This window comes from Campylobacter sp. BCW_6463 (assembly GCF_001762785.1).
GTDB classification, from domain to species: Bacteria; Campylobacterota; Campylobacteria; order Campylobacterales; family Campylobacteraceae; genus Campylobacter_D; species Campylobacter_D jejuni.
On the sequence record NZ_MJXL01000029.1, the window covers coordinates 87432 to 108063 of the forward strand.

Consider the following 20632-nt stretch of genomic DNA (forward strand, 5'->3'; position numbering starts at 1 on the left):
TTTATGTTCTTTTAAGTTTGTGTGTAATGAAATTTAAACAAAAGGCAATGAGAATTAAAACCAAAGCCAAAGCTATACCACTAGCAAATTCGCCTTTGTTGGTTTCAAGAGAAATAGCCGTGGTTATGGTTCTAGTGTCGTATTTAATATTTCCACCCACTATCATCGCTACTCCTACTTCTGCTACAATGCGTCCATAAGCTAGTGCAACGACGCTAATCAAAGCAAAGCGTAATTCATAAATCATCATTAAAACAAGTTTTAAAGGACTTAAGTGAAAAGATTTTATAAGTAAAAAATGTTTTTTATTCATATTTTCTATCAAATTTGAAAAAAGTGCGATCACTATAGGAAGTGCTAAAATAAACTGCCCTAAAATTAAAGCCTTTATAGTAAAAAGTAGTCCAAATTCTCCCAAAGGTCCTCGACTTGAAATCAGTGCATAAAGTATAAGTCCTACCGCAACTGTTGGAAAAGAAAGGCTAGTATCTATGATAAGTTTTATAAAGCGTTTAAATTTAAAATCAAAAAAGCCTAAGATAAATCCCAAAGGAAAACCTATGAGCAAAGCTAAAACTATAGAAATACTTGAGCTTAAAAGTGTAGTTTTTATAGCTGAAATTACACTTTCATCAGCATTAAAAAGTAAAAATAAAGCTTGTTTAAAACCATCAAAAATATAATCCAAAAATATCCTTTTTAAAATAAGTAATTTTAGCATAATTATGCTAAAATATTTTTTTATGTAAATTTATAAGGAGAAAAAATGAAAAAAATCATTTCTTTAGCCCTTGCTTTAGCTTTAAGTGCAAGTGCAGCAGAACTTAAAATGGCAACCACAACAAGCACTGACAATACAGGACTTTTAGATGCTCTAAAGCCTCTTTATGAACAAGAAAGCGGCAATACCTTAAAATGGGTTGCAGTAGGAACAGGTGCGGCTTTAAAAATGGGTGAAGATTGCAATGCTGATGTACTTTTTGTACACTCTCCAAAAGCAGAAAAAGAATTTATAAAAAAAGGTTTTGGCGTGGATAGAACCCCTGTGATGTATAATGATTTTATCATCATTGCGGATAAATCAATAGCTTCTAAATTTAAAGGCAAAAATTTAAAAGAAAGTTTAGAACTTATCAAAAATGAAAAACTCACTTTCATCTCAAGAGGCGATAAATCGGGTACTGATAATAAAGAAAAAAGTCTTTGGAAAGATCTTGGTGGTGTGCCTGAAAAAGAAAACTGGTATCAACAAAGTGGACAAGGTATGCTAGCAAGCATTAAAATCGCTGAAGAAAAAAAAGGTGTGATTTTAACTGATCGTGGCACTTATATCAAATATGAAGCCAGTGAAAAAGGAAATCCAAGTTTAGTCATTGTAAATGAAGGTAATGATAGCCTTAAAAATTTTTATTCTGTTATAGCAACAAATCCTAAACATTGCAAAAATGTTAATTATACTGAAGCTAAAAAATTTATCAATTGGCTTACAAGTGACGATACTTTAAGTTTTATTAGCGGATTTAAACTGCTCTATAAACCTTTATTCGTAGTTGATGCAAAAACAAGGAAAGATTAAAATTAAGCAGGTTTTAGCCTGCTTAAAATATTATTTTTACTTATTGTAACTTTTTTATTTATTTTTCAAAACTTTCAGCTTATTTAAAATTCTTCTTTAGATACAATAAAATCAATAATTAAATATACAAGGTCAAATAATGTTCAAAGTAGATTTAAATAGTGATTTAGAGGAAAGTTTTGACACCTATAAAATGGGAATGGATGAAAAAAATTTTAAAAATTTGTAAGCTCAGCAAATGTCGCCTGTGGCTTTCATGCGGGTGATCCTTGTGTAATGGATAAGACCTTAAATTTAGCCAAGCAAAATGGTGTTTGCATAGGAGCACACCCATCTTATCCTGATCTTTTGGGTTTTGGAAGACGCAATATGCAAATAAGCTTTGAAGAAGTCAAAAACCATGCCTTGTATCAACTAGGAGCTTTGGCTTTACTAAGACAAAAGGTATGAAAATACAGCATTTTAAAGCTTATGGCACACTTTATAATATAGCAGCTATTGATAAAAATTTAGCGATAAACGCGTTGTAAAAATGATAAAAGAAGGCAAAGTTACAAGCATAAATGGCAAAGAAATTGATTTAAAAGCGGATAGTATTTGCGTTCATAGGGATAATGTAAAAGCTTTAGAATTTGTTAAAAAAATCAAAGAAAATTTAGAAAAAGAACAAATTCAAATTTGTGCTTTGGAAAATTTTATATAGGTTTTAACAATGTTTAGTGTGCATTTTAGTGGAAGCAAGGCTTTGCTTTTGCTTTTTATTAAACAAGAAATTTCACCTCAAATCAATGCTTATGTTTTAAGCACGAAACAAAGGATACAAAAAGCCCTAAAAGAAGGTGAAATTTTATGGTATTGATGAGTTGATAAGTACTTATGCAAGCTTGCTTATATACTTTAATCCTTGTATACTTTCTTTAAATTCTTTGCTTGATTTTTTGAAAAAAATTAAAAAGGATATTAAACTTACGGAGCAAAACTCAAGTCTTTGTATAGAAGTTCCACTTTGTTATGATGAAGAATTTGGACTGGATTTAGAATTTCAATCAAATTTAAAAAGAAGAACTTATATCTCTTCACACTAAGCCTTACTATCTTGTTTTTATGCTAGGTTTGGCAGGTTTTCCTTATCTTGGAGGTTTGGACAAAAAACTTTTTACCCCACGCCTTTCAAGCCCTAGAGCAAAAATAGAAGCTGGAAGTGTAGGTATAGCCAATAAACAAACAGGAGTTTATCTTATTTCAAGTCCAGGGGATTGGTAAATCATTGCTAGAACATCTTTGGAATTTTTTGATAAAGAAGATGAAAAAATTCCACTCTTTTAAAAGCGGGTATGTTTTTAAAATTTAAAGCCATTTCAAAAGATGAATTTTTTGAGTTCCAAGAGCAAGTTGCTAAAAAATCTATCAAAAGGAAATTTATGAGTATAAAATCATTGAAGCATTTATAAATTCGAGTTTGCAAGACTTTGGTAGAAAAAAATTTGCTAAATTTGGCATAGCAAGAAGTGGGGCTATGGATGAAGATGCCTTAAGAATGACAAATATCTTACTTGGAAACAAACAAGATGAAGCAGGAATTGAGCTTTATTTAAAGGGTGGAAAATATAAATTTTTAGATGAGAATTATTTTGTTTTAAGTGGGGCTGAATTTGAGGCAAAGCTTAATAATCAAAAAATAAAAACTTGCAAGGTATATAAAGCAAATAAAGGCGATATTTTAGAACTTGGTTTAGCAAAAATAGGTTTTCGTGGGTATTTATGCGTAGCAGGTAGCTTTGAAGTAAAAAGTTTTTTAAACTCTAAATCCAGCGATGCTAAAATGAGAGTTGGAATTTTTAAAGGAAGAGCTTTGCAAAAAGATGATATTTTAAATACTCATAATACTTTTATACCTTTTAATTTAGAAGCTAGAGAATGTGAAAATCCTATTTTTAAAAGCTCAAAAGATCCTATTATACGCGTTATTTTAGGAACAAATAAAGATGTTTTTACTCAAAAAGGCATAGATGCTTTTTTAAATACTAGTTATAAAGTGTGATAGAATGGTGATTTATACAGAATCTAGCAAAAGTATAGAGCATAAAAACTCAACAGATATTATTTCAGATCCTGCAGTTTTTGGAAGCATACAGGTACCAAAAAGTGGTATTCCTATCATTTTAATGGCAGTAGGACAAAGCACAGGAGACTATACAAAAATAGCCACGGTTATAGAAAATGATCTAAGCTTTTTTGCCATAAATATTGATAAAATATATAGCACCTATAGCCAAGGCACAACCTAACAAGGTAAGTGCATTTGGCACCTCATCTAGTATAAAATAGCTGCAAATTAAAGCACTAGCAGGAGTGATTAAAACAAAAGAATTTGCCTTAACACTCCCTAAAATGTGAATCCCATAATAATAAATACTAGTACCTATAATAGTTGATAAAAAAGCAACGACAAACATACTGATCCAAAATTTAAATTCAAAATGAAAAATTTCATAACTTTTTACATCAAACAATACCCAAGAAAACATTAAAACAGAAATGAGATTAATATAAAAGTTAATCGCCAAAGGGTGAGCTCCTTTGGCTTTATGATTAAACACTGCTATCAAAGCCCAAATAAAAGAACAAGTTAAAAATAAAATATTAAATTTACCAAATAAATCTTCTAAACTCCCTAAATTTAACAAACAAAATCCAGATAATAAACCTAAAAATAATCCTAAAATTTCACTCTTTGTGATCTTGTGAGTTGATTTTTTATCTTTTTGAAATAATATCGCTATCATAAATATAAAATAAGAAAAAATAGGAATCATAGTTGTAACCAAAACACCGCCTTTTCCAGCTAAACCATGCTTAATGGCAATAAAAAATACAAAAGTATAAAACCCATTTAAAATTCCTGCTATCAGCACCCATTTTAAAATAGATTTTTCAAGCCTTAAAGGAATTCTTAAAAAGCCTAATACCATCAAAGAGCCTAGCAAAACAAAGAAAAAACGCCAAAAAGTAATCACAGAAGTATCAGCATAAGCTGATAAAATCTTAGAAGTAGGCCAAGATGAGCCCCATAAAAACATAGCTAAAACAAGCAAGATATACAAATACTTTGTTCGAGTCAATGTTACACCTTGAAATTTTTAAGTCAAATTTTTTAAAAAATTTTTTTCAAGTGTAGTTCATACTCGTTTAGATATTTTTCCACTTGAGGATTTTTTACCACATCATTACACATAAAAGTTGGTAAAGCTTTCATACCTATAAATTCATGAGCCTTATGCAAATGCCAATACACCATATCTACACCCTTTCCTTCAAAAAATTCATTTTTATCATTAAAGGCTTCAAGAGGTGCATTCCAAGTGAGAGAAAACATGTATTTTTTACCATGATCTAAACCACCTTTTCCGTAGTTTTTACTAGGATTTTCATGAGTTCTTCCATCATTTTTAAAAAGCACTCCAGCACCCAAACCAAACACTTCATCGATATATTTTTTAACTATCCAAGGCTCGCCCATCCACCAAGCTGGCATTTGATAGATCACAGCATCAGCTTTTATAAATTTTTGTATCTCTTCTTTAGGATCATATCCTTGATCTATGTGAGTTTGATCTACTTCGTATCCTAATGTTTTTAAAATTTCTAAAGCATGATTATGCAATGTTAAATTAAGCTGTCCTTTTGAACTTCCAAATTCTTTAGCACCATTAAGCAAGAGTATATTTTTCATTTTTATCCTTTTTTAAATTTTATGATACAATTATAACTTAGCATAATATCATTTTCAATACAGAAAATAAAGTAAGATACTATACTAAAGGAATGTTAAATGACTAAAGAGAATTCTCAGTGCAATTTCGAAGAATGTGGATTTAACTATACTCTAGCATTAATTAATGGAAAATATAAAATGAGTATTTTATACTGCTTATTTCGCTATGAAATCGTGCGTTATAATGAACTCAAACGCTTTTTAAGCTCCATATCTTTTAAAACTTTAACCAATACCTTAAGAGAACTAGAAAATGATGGTTTAATTATCAGAAAAGAATACGCTCAAATTCCACCCAAGGTAGAATATAGCTTATCCAAACGCGGACAAAGTTTAATTCCCATTTTACAAGCTATGTGCAAATGGGGCGAGAAAGACAAAAAGGAAAAAAATGCTTGAATTAATTGGCGAACTTTCTTTACAAAATTATATGGGAGAATGGCTTGAAATGGCTAGAAAACCCGCCTTTTTTCAAAAATCTTGCCTAAATTCAAAGGCAAAATACGAGCTTAAATATAAAAATGGTGTTCCTTATGTAGAGATTGAGAATTTTTGCAGTAAAGAAAATGAAATTTCAAGCATAAAAGGTAAGGCAAAAATCGTTTCAAATAGACAATTAGCAGTGAGATTTAATATCTTTATGAACCTTTTTAATAGAGTAAATTATGAAATCATTTTTATTGATAGCGAGTATAAAGTTGCCATTGTGGGTAGTCCTGATAAAAAATATCTTTGGATTTTAGCAAGAAATATAATAGATGAAAAAAGCACAAAAGAGCTTTTAGACATCGCTAAGCAAAGAGGATTTGACATTAGCGATGTAGTTTTTGATAAGTATTAAATTATTCTTTTGTCATATCAATAACATAGCGAAATTTAGCCTTTCCTGAGGTTAGATTTTCATAAGCTTTATCGATTTCTTGTGGGGTAATAAGCTCGGTTTCTGGATAAATTCCATGTTTTAAAGAAAAATCAAGCATTTCTTGAGTTTCAGCAATACCGCCAATTAACGAACCATAAACCTTTTTGCCTGCCTTATGTACAAGCTCGTTTATGCCTATATTTACCTTATCTTCCACAGGAGGTAAGCCAACTATAGCCATTTCGCCACCAAATTTAAGTAAATCCAAATAAACAGCAGGATTATAAGGCGTTGGAATGGTTGAGATGATTAAATCAAAGCGTTCTTTTACGGCGTTTTTATCGCAGCTTGTGTAAAATGAGCTTACACCCATAGCCAAAGCATCGGCTTTTTTGTTTTCATTTCTAGCAAAAACGCTAACCTTTGCACCCATTTTAACAGCGTATTTTACAGCCATCATACCAAGTCCGCCAAAGCCTGCTATAGCAACGCTTGAGCCTTCTTTTATCTTAGAAAATTTTAAAGGCGAGTAAGTGGTAATACCCGCACAAAGCAAAGGTGCAACCTTATCCATCGGTGCACTTTTTGGCACACAAATGGCAAATTTTTCACTTACAACTATGTTGTTTGAGTAGCCCCCATAAGTGTTTTCATTGCCATGAAATACATCGCAACTATTGTAAGTAAAGATGGTTTTGCCATTTTCGCAAAACTGCTCTTGTGAGCGTTTGCAAGCATCGCACTCACCACATGAATTTACCATACAACCAACCCCTGCGTAATCTCCTACTTTAAATTTACTCACATTTTTACCCACAGCGATAACTTCTCCTGCTATCTCATGCCCAGGCACGCAAGGATAAGTAGCTTCTCCCCACTCGCTTCTTGCGGTGTGAATATCGCTATGACAAATGCCTGCATATAGGATTTTAATCAAAATATCATTATCACCAATAGCGTGGCGGCTAAATTCAAAGGGTGTAAATTTCGCATCCTTGCTAAGCATTGCATAACCTTTACTTGCAATGCGATTGTTTTCTAAAATTTTGTATTGCATTTTTGCTCCTTTTTTGATTTTTTATAATTATAAAACATTAGAGTAGCTATAAGTCAAGAGAGAAAATAATTTTTTAAAAATTAGAAAAATACTTGATGTGTTAAAATTTTTTTGATTTTTTAACGTATTTTTTTATAATGTTAAAAATCTTTAGAAATTTTAAAATATAAAAGAATTTATACAACCAAAGCTACTTCTAAATATAAAGAAATTGTGTGATAAAGGGGCGATTTAAATGAATGGAATATATAAAATAAAACAAATTTTTATAGCGAAGATTTCTTAGAGATTTTATTTTTTTATCCTTAAACAAGGATAGAATTTTTAATAAAGTATTAAAAATTTATAAAAATTTAATATTTTTAAAGTATATCAAAATGGATAAAAATCATTATTATATAAATATAAAACTTTTAAGATTTTTTTTAAAAGGAATTTTTAGATGCAAAGCAAAAAAAGAATTTTAGAAAAAATTAAAAATATTGCTTTTATTTATAAACAAATTCGTCTTATAACACTTGAAGGTTCAAGAGTAAATAAGAAAGCTAAAAAGGATAAATATCAAGATTATGATATTTCATTTTTTCTAAAATCTAAAAATTTGAGAAAATTATTAAACCTAAACAAAAGCAAAGATATCAAAAAAGCAAAATTACCTAAATTTATTAAAAATTTTGGAAAAATTTTATTTTATCAAGCGCCTGAAAGCTTTGAATTCTATAAAGCTGATTTGCCTAAAAATTGGGTGAGTTTTTTGGTGATTTTTAAAAATGGAGTGAGAATAGACTTTAAATTTATCCCCTTAAAATCATTGAAACATTATTATAAATTTGAACCTTTAAGCAAAGCGCTTATAGATAAAGATCAAAGATTTAAGAAAACTCAAAATGAGAATGTTTTTTGCATTAAGAAACCAACAGAAAAAGATTTTGATGAAATATGCAATGAGTTTTATTTTACTTTTACAAAATTAGAAAAAGCTCTTTTAAGAAAACAATTTATAATGTCAAATTATTTGTTAAATTCTATGCGTGAAACACTTTTTGATATGCTTAGTTTTAAAGTGGGGCTTAAATTTGGTTTTGAAATTTGGCTAGGTAAACAAAATACTGATATTCTAAACTTTTTAAAGCAAAAAGAAATAAAAATTATCTTAAATTCTTTTAATACTACTTCACTTGAACAAATTGAAAAAACAAGAAAAAAGCTTGAAAATTTATTTCACAAAAACACCAAATTTGTAGCAAAAAAGAATGACTTTAAGCTTTTTTCTTATCGAAAAAATGTAAAAAAATATTGCAAAATTTTAAGAAAATTGTAAAGTAACCGTTATTCAAATTAAAATATGTTATTATTGTTTTAAAATTAATTTAGGGTTAAAAATGAATTTTTCAGAGCAGGATACAAGGGTTAAAATTATAGATGAGAAATTAAAATTAGCTTTATGGAATGAAGAAAACATAAAAAGAAATTATTATTTTACAGATGGTAGGAAACTTTTAGGTGGTAAAAGAGCACAAAGAAAATTTGCAGATTATTTGCTTAGATATGAAGGAAACAACCTTACTATAATAGAAAGCAAAGATCCTTTAGATGGTTTATCTCAAGGCATAGAATATGCAAAAATTTTAAATGTGCCTTTTGTATATAGTAGCAATGGAGAAAAAATTTATGAATACGATATAAGAAGTCATAGTGGTAAATATATAGATAAATTCCCAAGTCCTAAAGAACTTTTTGATAGGATTTATGGCAATGTCAAAGAATGGCAATACAGGCTTTTAACTCAAAATGTTATGTATATTCCGCAAAAAGAATTAAGGTATTATCAAAAAATAGCCATAGACAAAGTCATAGAAGCTATTATAAATAACAAAAATAGAATTTTACTCACTCTTGCTACAGGCACAGGAAAAACAACCATAGCTTTTAATTTGTGCTATCGTTTGTTAGAGGCAAGATGGAATAAAGAAAACAAAGATCAAAAGCCTAAAATACTATTTTTATGTGATAGAGTGAGCTTAAGAGATCAAGCCTTAGGAGAATTTAATCCTATAGAAAGTGATTGTAAGGCAATTAGTGCCGAAGAAATAAAGAAAAATGATGGAAAAATCATAACAAATGCAAATGTTTTCTTTGGAATTTATCAAAGCTTAGCCGCAAATTCAAAAGAACAAGAAAACACCCAAGAAGAACAAGAGAGCAAATTTTATCTTCAATACCCAAAAGATTTTTTTGATCTTATCATCATAGATGAGTGCCACAGAGGTGGAGCAAACGAAGAAGGAAGCTGGAGAGCTGTGCTTGAATATTTTTCCTATGCGACTCAGCTTGGTTTAACCGCTACTCCAAAAAAAGAAGAAAACATAGACACTTATGAGTATTTTGGTGAGAGTGTTTATGATTATAGTCTTAAAAGTGGTATTGAAGATGGATTTTTAACCCCTTATAAAGTCAAACTCATAAAAACAACTTTGAGTGATGGTTATACCTATAATCCTGATGATTTGATACAAGGTGAGCTTGAAAAAGGCTTTTATAAACAAAGTGAGTTTGAAAGAAATATCTTTTTACCAAACTATAATGACTTTATCGCTAAGAAAATTTTAGAGCTTATAAATCCCATGGATAAAACTATAATTTTTTGTGCAAATCAAGCTCATGCAAACGAGGTAAAAAGAGCTATAGATAAATATAAAAGCGTTAAAAGAGATGATTATTGTGTAAGAGTTACGAGTGATGAAGGTAAAATAGGGCTTGATTATCTAAAATTGTTTCAAGATAATGACAAAAGCTATCCTGTCATACTTACTAGCTCTAAAATGCTCACAACTGGAGTTGATGCAAAAAATGTGCGAAATATAGTATTGCTAGCAAATATAGGTTCTATGGTGGAATTTAAGCAAATCATCGGGCGTGGCACTAGGGTTTATGAAGGCAAAGACTTTTTTACCATACTTGATTTTGTCGGTGCGACTAAGCTTTTTTATGATCCAAAATGGGATGGTGAAAAAATAGAAGAATTAAAAGAGCAAGATGAAAAAGAAAAAATCACTAAAGAGCATATAAAACAAACAAAAGAAGAAAGCAAAGAAAAAAAGAGCGTAACCATACACTTAAAAGGCACAAAACTTAAGGTTTTAGATATCACAACTACTTATGTAGGAGCACAAGGTAAGCCACTTAGCACTAAGGAGTTTTTGGAATTTTTGATAGGAAAGCTTGGTGAGTATTATGATGATGAAGCAAAATTGTGTGAAATTTGGAGTGATCAAAAAAATAGAGAAAGATTTTTAAAAGCCCTTGCAAATGATGGAGTAGATGAAGATGCTTTAAAAGATCTAAGAGAAATTTTTCAAAAAGATTGTGATATATACGATGTTTTAGCGCATTTAAGCTTTAATGCCGAGATAAAAACAAGGCAAGAGCGTGTTTTGCAAGTAGAAAATAGTGAGTTTTTGAAACGCTTTCAAAAAGAAAAAGCTATAAAATTCATAGAATTTTTACTAAATAGATATCAAGAATACGGCATAAAAGATTTTGATGATGGCTTAAAACCGCTTATAGAGCTTAGTTCTTTAGGCAATGTAAGAGAATTGGCCGATGAATTTGGTGGCTTAGAAATTCTAAAACAAAGTTTTGATGATTTACAAAGGGAGATTTATTTAAAATAATTATAATTAAATATTTCTAAAAACAAAGGAGATTTTATGGCAAAAAATGTAGTTGAATTGCATAATAAACAACTTGAGAAATATTCTGATTCATTAAATGAATTGGTTCAAAAATTAGGTATACCAATAGATGTATTTCAAAATTATAATGACAGAATAATAGTTATAGTTAATCTTGAAAATATTTTATCTCGCATTGAGAAACATAAATTACAACAAGCAAACTATATTTCAAAATTCATGGCTTCCATTTCTGTTGGTTTATTTGATGCTGCGTTAAACTATTTATGGAATGAAACTATACTAAATATCAGAAATAAAATAATACAATATGATATCTCTTATTTTTTAGAGCAATCTTCTTTAAATGAGAATAATAAACGACAAATTAAATCAGATGAAGATTTGAGTAAATTAACGGATTTTGATTTATTAAAAGGTGCCAAAGAAATTGATTTGTTGAGTGAGACTGGTTATAAAAAATTAAATTATATTAGAGAGATGCGAAATGAAATGAGTGCAGCACACCCAAATAACAATGCTTTGAATGCTTATGATATGCTATCGCATTTGCAAACTTGCATAGATGAAGTAATTTGTTCTAAAGAGTCAGAAATAGCAATAAAAGTGAAAAAATTTCTAGGAAATATTAAAAAAAACTCTTTATCTGAATTAGAGATTATAGAAATTGGAGCATTTATAGAAAATCAATCCGATAAAAAAATTAATGCTTTAGCATTAGGTTTATTTGGTATTTATACTGATGAAAATACTGCTAATTTTGTTATTGATAATATAGATGCTTTATATCCATATATATGGAACAATTTAAAAGATGAAATAAAGTATAAAATTGGTATTAAAATTGCGGAATATTCTGCAAATGGTGACAATAATAGAAGTGCTAAGGGAAAAGAGTTATTAAAAAATGTTGATGATGGAATGTCTTATTTATGTAAAGAACATAAAATTGTAGAACTAAAAAAAGAGTTGGAAAATCTTATCAATGCGCACAATGCATATGATAATTTTTATAAAGAGCCATATTATGCTAAAAAAATAGAGAATTTGGTTGGTAAAAAATTTGATATTCCAAAAAATATAGAATATGAGTATGTTTTAACTATAACTAATGTATTTTTGGGTAATGGATGTGGAATTTCATGGGAGGCTAATGAAATTTATTTGTTTCTTATGGAAAATTTTACAGAAAATCAAATTAAATTAGCTATACAATCAATTTTAGAAGATGAGATAAATAGAAAGTTAGAATTTAGTAAAATAGCAAGAGAACAATTTTTAAAAATGATTGGAATATTTAAGAAAAAATTAAAAAATTCTAATTTGATTAAAATATGTGAAGATATGGAAAAAAGTCAAAATTTATATGCTTTTTTCGGAAAAGATATTGATGAAGAGTCAAAAAAAAATATTTTAAATACTCGCTTTAGTTAATGATGAATTATTGGGAAGTTAAAAAGCTTGGTGATATTGCTGAAATTTCAAGCGGTGAAACACCATCAAGAAATAAAAAAGAATATTGGGAAAATGGAATTATACCTTGGGTAAAAATAAAAGACATTAAGGAAAATTTTATTTCTACCACTAAAGAATTTATTACAGAGAATGGCTTAAAAAATTCTTCAGCAAAATTATTTAAAAAAGGAACTTTGCTTTATTCTATTTTAGCTATTTGTGTTTTTATTATATTTGTTACTTTCATGATGAGTAAGTATTATTCACAACAAGCTATAGAAAGTTATAAAGAAATTATGATGGAAAATAATATATGTCAAAATTTACAAAAGTAAAATTAAAAAATTGTGCAACTTTTATAAATGGTATGGCTTTTAAGCCTATTGATTGGGATGTAAAAGGCTTACCTATTGTTAGAATTCAAAATCTTACAGGAACAAATAAAAATTTTAACTATTATTCTAAAGAATACAATCCTAAATTTGAAATTAATAATGGAGATTTGCTTATTTCTTGATCTGCAAGTTTGGGTATATTTATATGGAATAATGATAAAGCTATTTTAAATCAACATATCTCTAAAGTTGTATTTTACAAAATAGAAATTAATAAAAAATATTTTTATTTTTGCATCTTAGATGTTTTAGAAGAGATGAGTGAAAAAACCCATGGTTCTGTTATGAGACATATAACTAAAGGTGATTTTGATAATATTGAAATCCCATTACCATCACTTAAAAAGCAAGAAAGGATAGTGGGAATTTTAGATGAGTTAATACAAAGTGCTTTACAAAAAGCTTTTAATCCTTTAAAAGATAATACTAAGAAAAATTATCAACTCCCGCAGGGTTAGGAATGGAAAAGTCTGGGTGATATAGGGGAAATAATTACAGGAACAACGCCTAACAAAAATAATCCGAATTTTTATAGAAATGTATCCATTGTTTAAACCTAGTGATTTAAATGGAGATATGATAATAAAATATGCTAGCGATAATTTATCAAAATTGGGTTTTAACAATGCAAGAAATATACCAAAAGATACGATTTTAGTGGTTTGTATAGGCACTTATAGGGAATAGGATTAAGTGGAGTTAATGGAAGTTGTAATCAACAAATTAATGCTATTATCCAAATTCTAAATTTCTACCAAAATTTTTATTTTTTTATGCTTGAGTAATTATTTTCAAGAGATTCTTAAAAATAACGCATCTCAGGCAACTTTACCTATTATAAATAAAACAGAATTTTCTAAATTACAAATCCCCCTGCCTCCATTGAAAGAACAAAAGCAAATTGCTTCACATTTAGATGAGCTTTCTTTAAATATAAAAGATTTAAAGCAAAATTATCAAGCACAGATAAAAAATTTACAAGAGCTTAAAAAATCATTGCTAGATAGAGCTTTTAAAGGAAGATTATAAATGTTAAAAAATTTGCCAAATTTTAACACATTGGCTTGATATGTTAAAAATTTTTGATTTTTTTAACATATTTTTTTATAATGTTAAAATTTTTAGAAAAAATTAACATATTGGAAAATTATGAAAGAATTTATACCTCAAAAATTGCCTTTAAATATAGAATTAAATGCAAATATTTATAGTCTTATCATTAAAGCTTCTAGAAAATTAGCAGAGTTAAATGGACTTAGTAAAAGTATACCAAATCCAAGTATTTTAATCAATGCTTTGATTTTGCAAGAAGCAAAAGATTCGAGTGAGATAGAAAATATCATCACAACACATGATGAACTTTTTTTATCACGAGTTGATGAAAACAAACTCACAAGAGCAGCAAAAGAAGTGAAAGATTATGAAAGTGCTTTGAAAAAAGGATATGAGTTATTAAAAAAAGAGCAGTTATTAAGAAATGCACATATTTTAGAAATTCAAAAAAGATTAGAAAGAAATAATGCAGGTTTTAGAAAACAAAGTGGAACTATGCTTAAAAATCCTATTACAGGAGAAATCAAACACATACCACCCCAAAATCCTAATGATATACAAGAACTTATGGGAAATTTAGAACTATACATTAACGATGATAGTTTAGATGAATTTGATTTTTTAGTAAAGATGGCAATTATACATTATCAATTTGAAAGCATTCATCCTTTTTATGATGGCAATGGCAGAACGGGTAGGATTATAAATATACTTTATTTAGTATATAAAGGACTTTTGGATTTTCCTATTTTATATCTTAGTGCTTATATAGTAAAAAATAAAGATGAATATTATAAGCTTTTGCAAAAAGTGCGTGATGAAGGAGCTATTTTAGAATGGATAGAATACATACTTAAAGGCATAGAGCAAACCGCTGTAAAAACTATTGAAACTATTATTACGATAGAAAAAATGATGCTAAATGTAAGCGAAATTTTACAAAATAAAACGAATTTTTATAGTAAAGATTTTGTGGAGCTTTTGTTTTCTCATCCTTATACAAAGATAGAATTTTTAATAAAAACATTAAATATTTCTAGACAAAGTGCTTCAAAATATCTTAAAATTTGTGAAAATTTAGGGGTATTAGAGTGTATTAAAATGGGTAGAAATAATTATTATATTAATATAGAACTATTAAAACTTTTCAAAAAAGGAATTTTTTAATACAAAATAAAATAGATAAAATTACAGATATTTTAAGAAGAGATGATGGTATAAGCGGTGCTATGCACTATACAGAACAAATTAGCTGGATACTTTTTTTAAAATTTTTAGATGATTATGAGACAAATTTAAAAGATTTAGCGTTTTTAGATGGCAAAGATTATAAAAGCATTTTGCAAGAAAAATTTAGCTGGAGTATTTAGGCAGCGCCTAAAAAAGATGGCAAACTTGATGTAAAAAATGCTTTAAATGGATCAGATTTGCTTGAATTTGTAAATAAAGAGCTTTTTCCTTATCTTAAAAATTTTAAAAATAATGATGATTTTAAAAGTATAGAGTATAAAATCGGTGGAATTTTTGAGTTTATAGACAACCGCATAGCAAATGGACATACTTTAAGAAAAGTGATAAATATCATTGATGAGATTAGTTTTAATAAAGAAGATGAAGTATTTGCCTTAGGTGAAGTTTATGAAAAACTTCTAAAAGATATGGGTAGCAATGGTGGAAATAGTGGAGAATTTTACACCCCTCGTCCTTTGATAAAGGCTATGGTGGAAGTAATAGATCCTAAACCAAAAGAAAGAATTTATGATCCATCTTGTGGTAGTTGTGGATTTTTAGTTGAGAGTTTTTTACATATTTTATATAAAGACAGAACCAAAGGCAAAAAAGCAAATTTAAGCGTAGAAGAGCTTGAATTTTTAAAAAATGATGCTCTTTTTGGTAAAGAAAAAACTCCACTTAGCTACGCAATGGGCGTTATGAATATGATACTTCATGAAATTTCAAGTCCAAATATCATAAAAACAAACACTTTAAGTAAAAAAATCACAGATATAACAGAACAAGAAAAATACGAAGTAATACTTGCAAATCCACCTTTTGGAGGTAAAGAAAAAGAACAAATTCAAGAAAATTTTCCTATAAAATTAAACGCTACTGAACTTTTGTTTTTAAACACATTTTAAAATCTTTAAAAAACAACGGAAGATGTGCGATCATCGTGCCTGAAGGTGTGCTTTTTCAAAATTCAAATGCCTTTGTGAGTGTAAAAAAGATTTACTAGATGATTTTAATTTAGAATGCGTTTTGAGTTTGACAAGTGGGGTATTTTTGCCTTATAGTGCTGTTAAGACTAATGTGCTTTTTTTCTCTAAAGGTAAAAAATGTATTTGTGAAGGCGATGGAGTTTATTACTACGAGCTTATACCGCCTTATAAACTTACTAAAAACAAGCCTTTAGAATACGCACATTTTAAAGAATTTCTAAAATGCTACAAAGAAAGAAAAATCACTGCTAATTCTTGGCTTGTTAGCAAAAAAGAGCTTGAAGAAAGAAATTATGATTTAAGTGCTAAAAATCCAAATGTAAAAGAAGAAAAAATCCTAAGAACTAGTGAAGAGATTTTAAATTCTTTAGAAGAAAATCTAAAAACACAACAAGAATATCTAAATGAGCTTAAAAGCATACTAAAATGATTGCAAGTTTTTTGATAAAACTAATTTACAAATAACTTATAAGCTCAATTTACAATAAATATTTATTGCTTGCATTCTACTTTTTAATATCATCAAGCAAATTTAGAGCATTTAAAGCCCTTGGATAACCGATATAAGGAATAAGAGCTGCAATGATATTTAGCAACTCTTTTCTACTTTGCCCCATATTAAGATTGCCTTGTATATGGGCTTTTACTTGATTATCTAGACCGCCAAGTGAGATAAGATATACAAGGGTTAAAAGCTCTCTAGTTTTTAGATCAAGTCCCATGCGTGTATAGTAGTCTCCAAAACAATTCGCACTCAAAAAATCATTTATAAAAGCTTTATCTTCTGGTGTAGTTTCTATCATTTTAGTGATATTGGCTTCACTAAAAATAGCATTTTGTATTTCCCTGCCTTTTATTTTGCGATTTTCTTGCGTAGTAGTACCTTGTGGAGTTAAAACTAAGGCGATATTTAGTTTTTTAAACACTTTATTGCAAAGGCTTAAAAAATCACATACTCTAGCAAAACCCACATAAGGCGTAGCTTGATAAATCACTTCTTTAATGACAATAGGACTTATATCGTTCTTGATTACACCTTGAAGTAAAGCTTTAAACTCTATTTTTCCACCTACTGCTAAAGTAGAAGCAAGAGTGATTAAAAAATATTTTTGTGTATCCAAATTTGCTTTTATAAAGCTCTCATCAAAAGTAAAATTTATATGATTGATAAAATACTCTTTATCACTTGCAAAAAGTTGATCCTTTTTTGCTCCTCCTAAGAGTTTTTCAAAAATTTCTCTTGCTTTTTGTCTTAATTGCATGGTTTTATCCTTTGTGGTTTTTAAAATTTGTGAAAAAAGAGCATTTAAAATACTCCAAAAACATAAAAGTTTTTATAAAATTTTTGTGTTTTATTTACAAATTTCTTTACTCTCTTGCTTCTTTTAAGGCATTTTCATATTCTTCATCGCTTACAAGCTCAAGCCATTCTACATTTTTACCTTCTTTTTCGCCTGTAAGTGCTATGTGTGCTCCACTACTTGTATTAGTTGCACCATGAAAATGCTTTACTCCTATAGGACAGCTTATCACATCGCCTTTTTTAGCTATAAAGGCTTTTTGCCCTGGAACTTTTGTGATGATTTCGCCCTCTGTTACGATTAAGGTTTGTCCTTGAGGATGAGTATGCCATGCACTTCTAGCACTGGCTTCAAATTCAACCAAAGCCCCACTAAAATTTCTCCACTCATTTGATTTAAACATCATAGAAACTTTTACATTTTTGCTAAAAAATTTACTATCGCCTTTAAAACTTCCATGAATTCCTTTACTTTCAAGTTCTTGCATTTACACTCCTTTAACAAAACTACATAAAACCATTACAATAAGAAATAAACCAAACTTTTTATTTCCCAACTCTAAGAGCTGCTTCACCGGCATACCGATCCCCTTTGATTATTATTTTTTCTAAAATACTCTTTAAATGATTTAATTCTTCTTGAGTAAAATGAGTATTAACAGCATTAATATTTTCTTCTAACCTTCGTAAATTTGTTGTTCCAAAAATAGGCACAATAAATGTTTTTTGCACCAAAACCCAAGCAAGAGCAATTTGTGCTAAAGTAGCATTTTTAGCTTTTGCTATATCTTCTAATGCATAAACTAAATCCAAATTAGCTTTTAAATTCTCGCTTTTAAAACGTGGAACTTGTGATCTAAAGTCATTATTTTCAAAAGTAGAATTTGCATCAAATTTACCTGCTAAAAATCCTTTTCCCAAAGGAGAAAAAGGAACAAAACCTATATTTAATTCTTCCAAAACTTTTAAAAGTTCTTTTTCTGGTCCTCTCCACCATAAAGAATACTCACTTTGAACCGCACTAAGCGGAAATACTGTATGAGCTTTTTTAATGCTTTGCACTCCTGCTTCACTCATACCCCAAGCTTTAATTTTTCCTTCCTTATAAAACTGACCCATTAAATTAGCAACTTCTTCAACTGGAACATTTGTATCAACTCTGTGTTGATAATAAAGATCTATACAATCTGTTTGCAAACGCTTCAAACTACCTTCTAAACTTTCTCTGATTTTATTAAGCGTGCTATCAACAATTTGCTTAGCACCCTCAATTCTAACACCAAATTTTGTTGCTAATACCACTTCATTTCTAAAAGATTTTATTGCTTTACCTACTAATTCTTCATTAATAAAAGGACCATAAACTTCGGCTGTATCAAAAAAATCAATACCAAGATCCTTTGCCCTATGAATGAGTGTTATCATCTCTTTTTCATCTTTAGTTTCTCCATAACCAAAGCTCATTCCCATACAACCAAGTCCTAAGACACTTACTTCCAAATTTCTTAATTTTCTTCTTTGCATTTTTATCCTTTTTTTATTTTTTATTAAAAACTAATAGTTCTTAATTATTAAAACATTTTTCTATCATGTTAATCAAAAGTATAAAACCTAACATCTGGTGTAAGTCAAGAATAAAATTAAATATTTTTAAATTTTTACTCGTTTTTTCCGTTTAATATAATCTTTACTTAAAGGATTTAGCTCATCTTTATTTTCCATAACCATTTTTTCATAATAATCTATTTTAAAATCAAGTTTTTTTATAATACTCTCCAATTTTTTCATATCTTTTAGTGTTTTTTCTTTTAATTTTAAAATAATCTCTAATCTCTCTTTTGCAGTACTCTTTCCTTTAGCACATAAAAAAATATATCTTTTAAGATCCTCGATACTCATGCCAATTTGTCTATAACAATCCACCCAAATCACCCATTCTAAATCTTTTTCACTAAAATAACGCACTCCATTTTTATCTTTTTCCACAAAGGGAAATAAACCTTTATCTAGCCAAAACCTAAGTGTTCTACTAGAAACTCCTGTTTTTCTTTCTACCTCTATGATCGTATAAGCCATTCTAATCCTTTATAAGTATAAATTTCATACAATTCAATTTTTAACTAAATATTTTATTATTTTATATTAATGCTACTTTTTAGAAAAATACATATAATTTTCAATTAATATAATTAAATTTTTAAATTTTCAAGATAAAAGTCAAGAAATATTTTATATTTTTTGATAAAATAATACTAGATTTAATTTTAAATTTAAAAATAAATACAAATAAAGGAAAAAAATGAATAGTATAAAATTTAAGCTTTCTCTTATTGCAAATTTAATTGCAATTTTTGCCTTAATTATTCTAGGTATTGTAAGTTTTTATTTTACAAAAACCTCACTACATGAAAGTACTCTTAAAAATCAAACTGACCTGCTTAAAGTTACGCAATCTACTGTTGAAAATTTTAGGTCAACAAATATATCTTTTACTGAGAATTTAGAAAAAGATATAATAAATTTACCTTATCAATCTTTAAATACCGAAGAAAATATTATTAACAATGTTGGTCCAATATTGAAATATTATCGCCATAGTACAGACGCATTAAATACTTATTTAGGTTTAGCAAATGGAAAAGTTTTACTCAGCGAACAAGCTAATGATAACAAAAAAATAATGCCTAATTTATATGATAATTTGGATATAAAAGCAAAAGAATGGTATCAAGGAGCGTTAAAAACGAATAATGTTTTTATTACACCAACATATTTAGATACTGCAACAAAACAATATGTGATAACATATTCTAAAGCTATTTATAAAGATGGTAAATTTATTGGGGTGTTAGGTATAGATATGCCATCTGAAGATTTACAAAATTTAGTTGCAAAAACTCCTGGAAATACTTTTTTATTTGATGAAGAAAATAAAATATTTGCTGCAACCAATAAAGAATTATTAAATCCGTCTATTGATCATTCTCCTGTTTTAAATGCATATAAGGCTAATGGAGATTATAACTTTTTTACCTATGGATTAAAAGGACAAGAAAGACTTGGAACTTGTACTAAAGTCTTTGCTTATACAGCTTGTATTACCGAAAGCGCTGATATTATAAATAAACCTATTCATAAAGCTGCATTTATTCAAGCCATTGTTGTCATTATTGTAGTAGTATTTAGCGTCATCCTCCTTTATTTCATCGTATCAAAATATCTCTCTCCACTTGCAGCTATCCAAA

The 20632-nt window shown here is 28.5% G+C and carries 17 protein-coding genes and 6 pseudogenes; 15 read left to right on the forward strand and 8 right to left on the reverse strand.

The window, feature by feature from the left end; all coding sequences use genetic code 11:
• Position 1: 1 nt before the first annotated feature.
• Entirely contained in the window at positions 2-688 is a 687-nt protein-coding gene (gene tupB, locus AJ884_RS02940; RefSeq protein ID WP_002871132.1) for a tungstate ABC transporter permease TupB, read from the reverse strand.
• A 78-nt stretch (positions 689-766) separates the two neighbouring features.
• Between tupB and tupA the strand changes: the two genes are divergently transcribed.
• From tupA to AJ884_RS09800, 4 genes and pseudogenes are all read left to right on the forward strand, one after another.
• Positions 767-1576, forward strand: a complete 810-nt coding sequence (gene tupA, locus AJ884_RS02945) for a tungstate ABC transporter substrate-binding protein TupA (protein ID WP_002862184.1) — start codon at positions 767-769, stop codon at positions 1574-1576.
• A 139-nt stretch (positions 1577-1715) separates the two neighbouring features.
• A pseudogene (locus AJ884_RS02950) lies at positions 1716-2279 on the forward strand (5-oxoprolinase subunit PxpA).
• 9 nt (positions 2280-2288) lie between these two features.
• A pseudogene (locus AJ884_RS09870) lies at positions 2289-3008 on the forward strand (5-oxoprolinase subunit B family protein); the annotation flags it as partial.
• Positions 2994-3816, forward strand: a pseudogene (locus tag AJ884_RS09800) (biotin-dependent carboxyltransferase family protein); the annotation flags it as partial. The pseudogenes AJ884_RS09870 and AJ884_RS09800, both read left to right, overlap by 15 nt.
• Here the strand turns inward: AJ884_RS09800 and AJ884_RS02965 are convergent.
• Both AJ884_RS02965 and AJ884_RS02970 read right to left on the reverse strand, forming a co-directional pair.
• Positions 3802-4698, reverse strand: a complete 897-nt coding sequence (locus tag AJ884_RS02965) for a DMT family transporter (RefSeq protein WP_070278709.1) — start codon at positions 4696-4698, stop codon at positions 3802-3804. The pseudogene AJ884_RS09800 and the gene AJ884_RS02965 sit on opposite strands and share 15 nt — an antisense overlap.
• Positions 4699-4730: 32 nt before the next feature.
• A complete protein-coding gene (locus AJ884_RS02970; protein ID WP_002867872.1) occupies positions 4731-5309 on the reverse strand; it encodes an NAD(P)H-dependent oxidoreductase in 579 nt (192 codons plus the stop codon).
• Between the two features lie 99 nt (positions 5310-5408).
• Here AJ884_RS02970 and rrpA point away from each other — a divergent pair.
• Both rrpA and AJ884_RS02980 read left to right on the forward strand, forming a co-directional pair.
• A pseudogene (gene rrpA, locus AJ884_RS02975) lies at positions 5409-5755 on the forward strand (MarR family transcription factor RrpA).
• Entirely contained in the window at positions 5743-6192 is a 450-nt protein-coding gene (locus tag AJ884_RS02980; RefSeq protein ID WP_070278710.1) for a lipocalin family protein, read from the forward strand. The pseudogene rrpA and the gene AJ884_RS02980 overlap by 13 nt, the downstream one beginning before the upstream one ends.
• Position 6193: 1 nt before the next feature.
• On the opposite strand, the gene AJ884_RS02985 is transcribed toward AJ884_RS02980, so the two are convergent.
• Positions 6194-7270: an NAD(P)-dependent alcohol dehydrogenase gene (locus tag AJ884_RS02985; protein ID WP_053872489.1), complete on the reverse strand. Its 1077-nt coding sequence runs from the start codon at positions 7268-7270 to the stop codon at positions 6194-6196.
• Positions 7271-7712: 442 nt separating this feature from the next.
• Here AJ884_RS02985 and AJ884_RS02990 point away from each other — a divergent pair, with 442 nt between their 5' ends.
• From AJ884_RS02990 to AJ884_RS03020, 8 genes and pseudogenes are all read left to right on the forward strand, one after another.
• Positions 7713-8591: an aminoglycoside 6-adenylyltransferase gene (locus AJ884_RS02990; protein WP_070274150.1), complete on the forward strand. Its 879-nt coding sequence runs from the start codon at positions 7713-7715 to the stop codon at positions 8589-8591.
• Between the two features lie 61 nt (positions 8592-8652).
• On the forward strand, positions 8653-10944 hold the full coding sequence (gene hsdR / locus AJ884_RS02995; RefSeq protein WP_070286429.1) for an EcoAI/FtnUII family type I restriction enzme subunit R: 2292 nt from the start codon (positions 8653-8655) through the stop codon (positions 10942-10944).
• A gap of 36 nt (positions 10945-10980) precedes the next feature.
• Positions 10981-12399: a hypothetical protein gene (locus AJ884_RS03000; protein WP_070233902.1), complete on the forward strand. Its 1419-nt coding sequence runs from the start codon at positions 10981-10983 to the stop codon at positions 12397-12399.
• Positions 12400-12401: 2 nt separating this feature from the next.
• Positions 12402-12755: a restriction endonuclease subunit S gene (locus AJ884_RS03005; protein WP_214283696.1), complete on the forward strand. Its 354-nt coding sequence runs from the start codon at positions 12402-12404 to the stop codon at positions 12753-12755.
• A complete protein-coding gene (locus AJ884_RS09875) occupies positions 12734-12937 on the forward strand; it encodes a hypothetical protein (protein ID WP_173403810.1) in 204 nt (67 codons plus the stop codon). The genes AJ884_RS03005 and AJ884_RS09875 overlap by 22 nt, the downstream gene beginning before the upstream one ends.
• A gap of 48 nt (positions 12938-12985) precedes the next feature.
• Positions 12986-13844 (forward strand): annotated as a pseudogene (locus tag AJ884_RS09880) (restriction endonuclease subunit S); the annotation flags it as partial.
• Between the two features lie 120 nt (positions 13845-13964).
• Complete coding sequence (locus tag AJ884_RS03015) at positions 13965-15035, forward strand: Fic family protein (protein WP_070278713.1); 1071 nt, start codon at positions 13965-13967, stop codon at positions 15033-15035.
• Positions 15035-16517 (forward strand): annotated as a pseudogene (locus tag AJ884_RS03020) (N-6 DNA methylase). The gene AJ884_RS03015 and the pseudogene AJ884_RS03020 overlap by 1 nt, the downstream one beginning before the upstream one ends.
• 76 nt (positions 16518-16593) lie before the next feature.
• On the opposite strand, the gene AJ884_RS03025 reads toward AJ884_RS03020, so the two are convergent.
• From AJ884_RS03025 to AJ884_RS03040, 4 genes are all read right to left on the reverse strand, one after another.
• Complete coding sequence (locus AJ884_RS03025) at positions 16594-17349, reverse strand: carboxymuconolactone decarboxylase family protein (protein ID WP_070278715.1); 756 nt, start codon at positions 17347-17349, stop codon at positions 16594-16596.
• Between the two features lie 106 nt (positions 17350-17455).
• Positions 17456-17875 (reverse strand): cupin domain-containing protein, encoded by a 420-nt coding sequence (locus AJ884_RS03030; RefSeq protein ID WP_070247970.1) that lies wholly within the window; start codon positions 17873-17875, stop codon positions 17456-17458.
• A 58-nt stretch (positions 17876-17933) separates the two neighbouring features.
• Positions 17934-18911, reverse strand: coding sequence for an aldo/keto reductase (locus tag AJ884_RS03035; RefSeq protein ID WP_070233908.1), 978 nt, complete (start codon positions 18909-18911; stop codon positions 17934-17936).
• Between the two features lie 126 nt (positions 18912-19037).
• The gene (locus AJ884_RS03040; RefSeq protein ID WP_070210380.1) at positions 19038-19463 is read right to left on the reverse strand and encodes a MerR family transcriptional regulator; all 426 of its coding nucleotides are present in this window, start codon (positions 19461-19463) and stop codon (positions 19038-19040) included.
• Between the two features lie 223 nt (positions 19464-19686).
• Here AJ884_RS03040 and AJ884_RS03045 point away from each other — a divergent pair.
• The coding region (locus AJ884_RS03045) for a cache domain-containing protein (protein WP_215424409.1) at positions 19687-20632 on the forward strand (946 nt) is incomplete at its 3' end.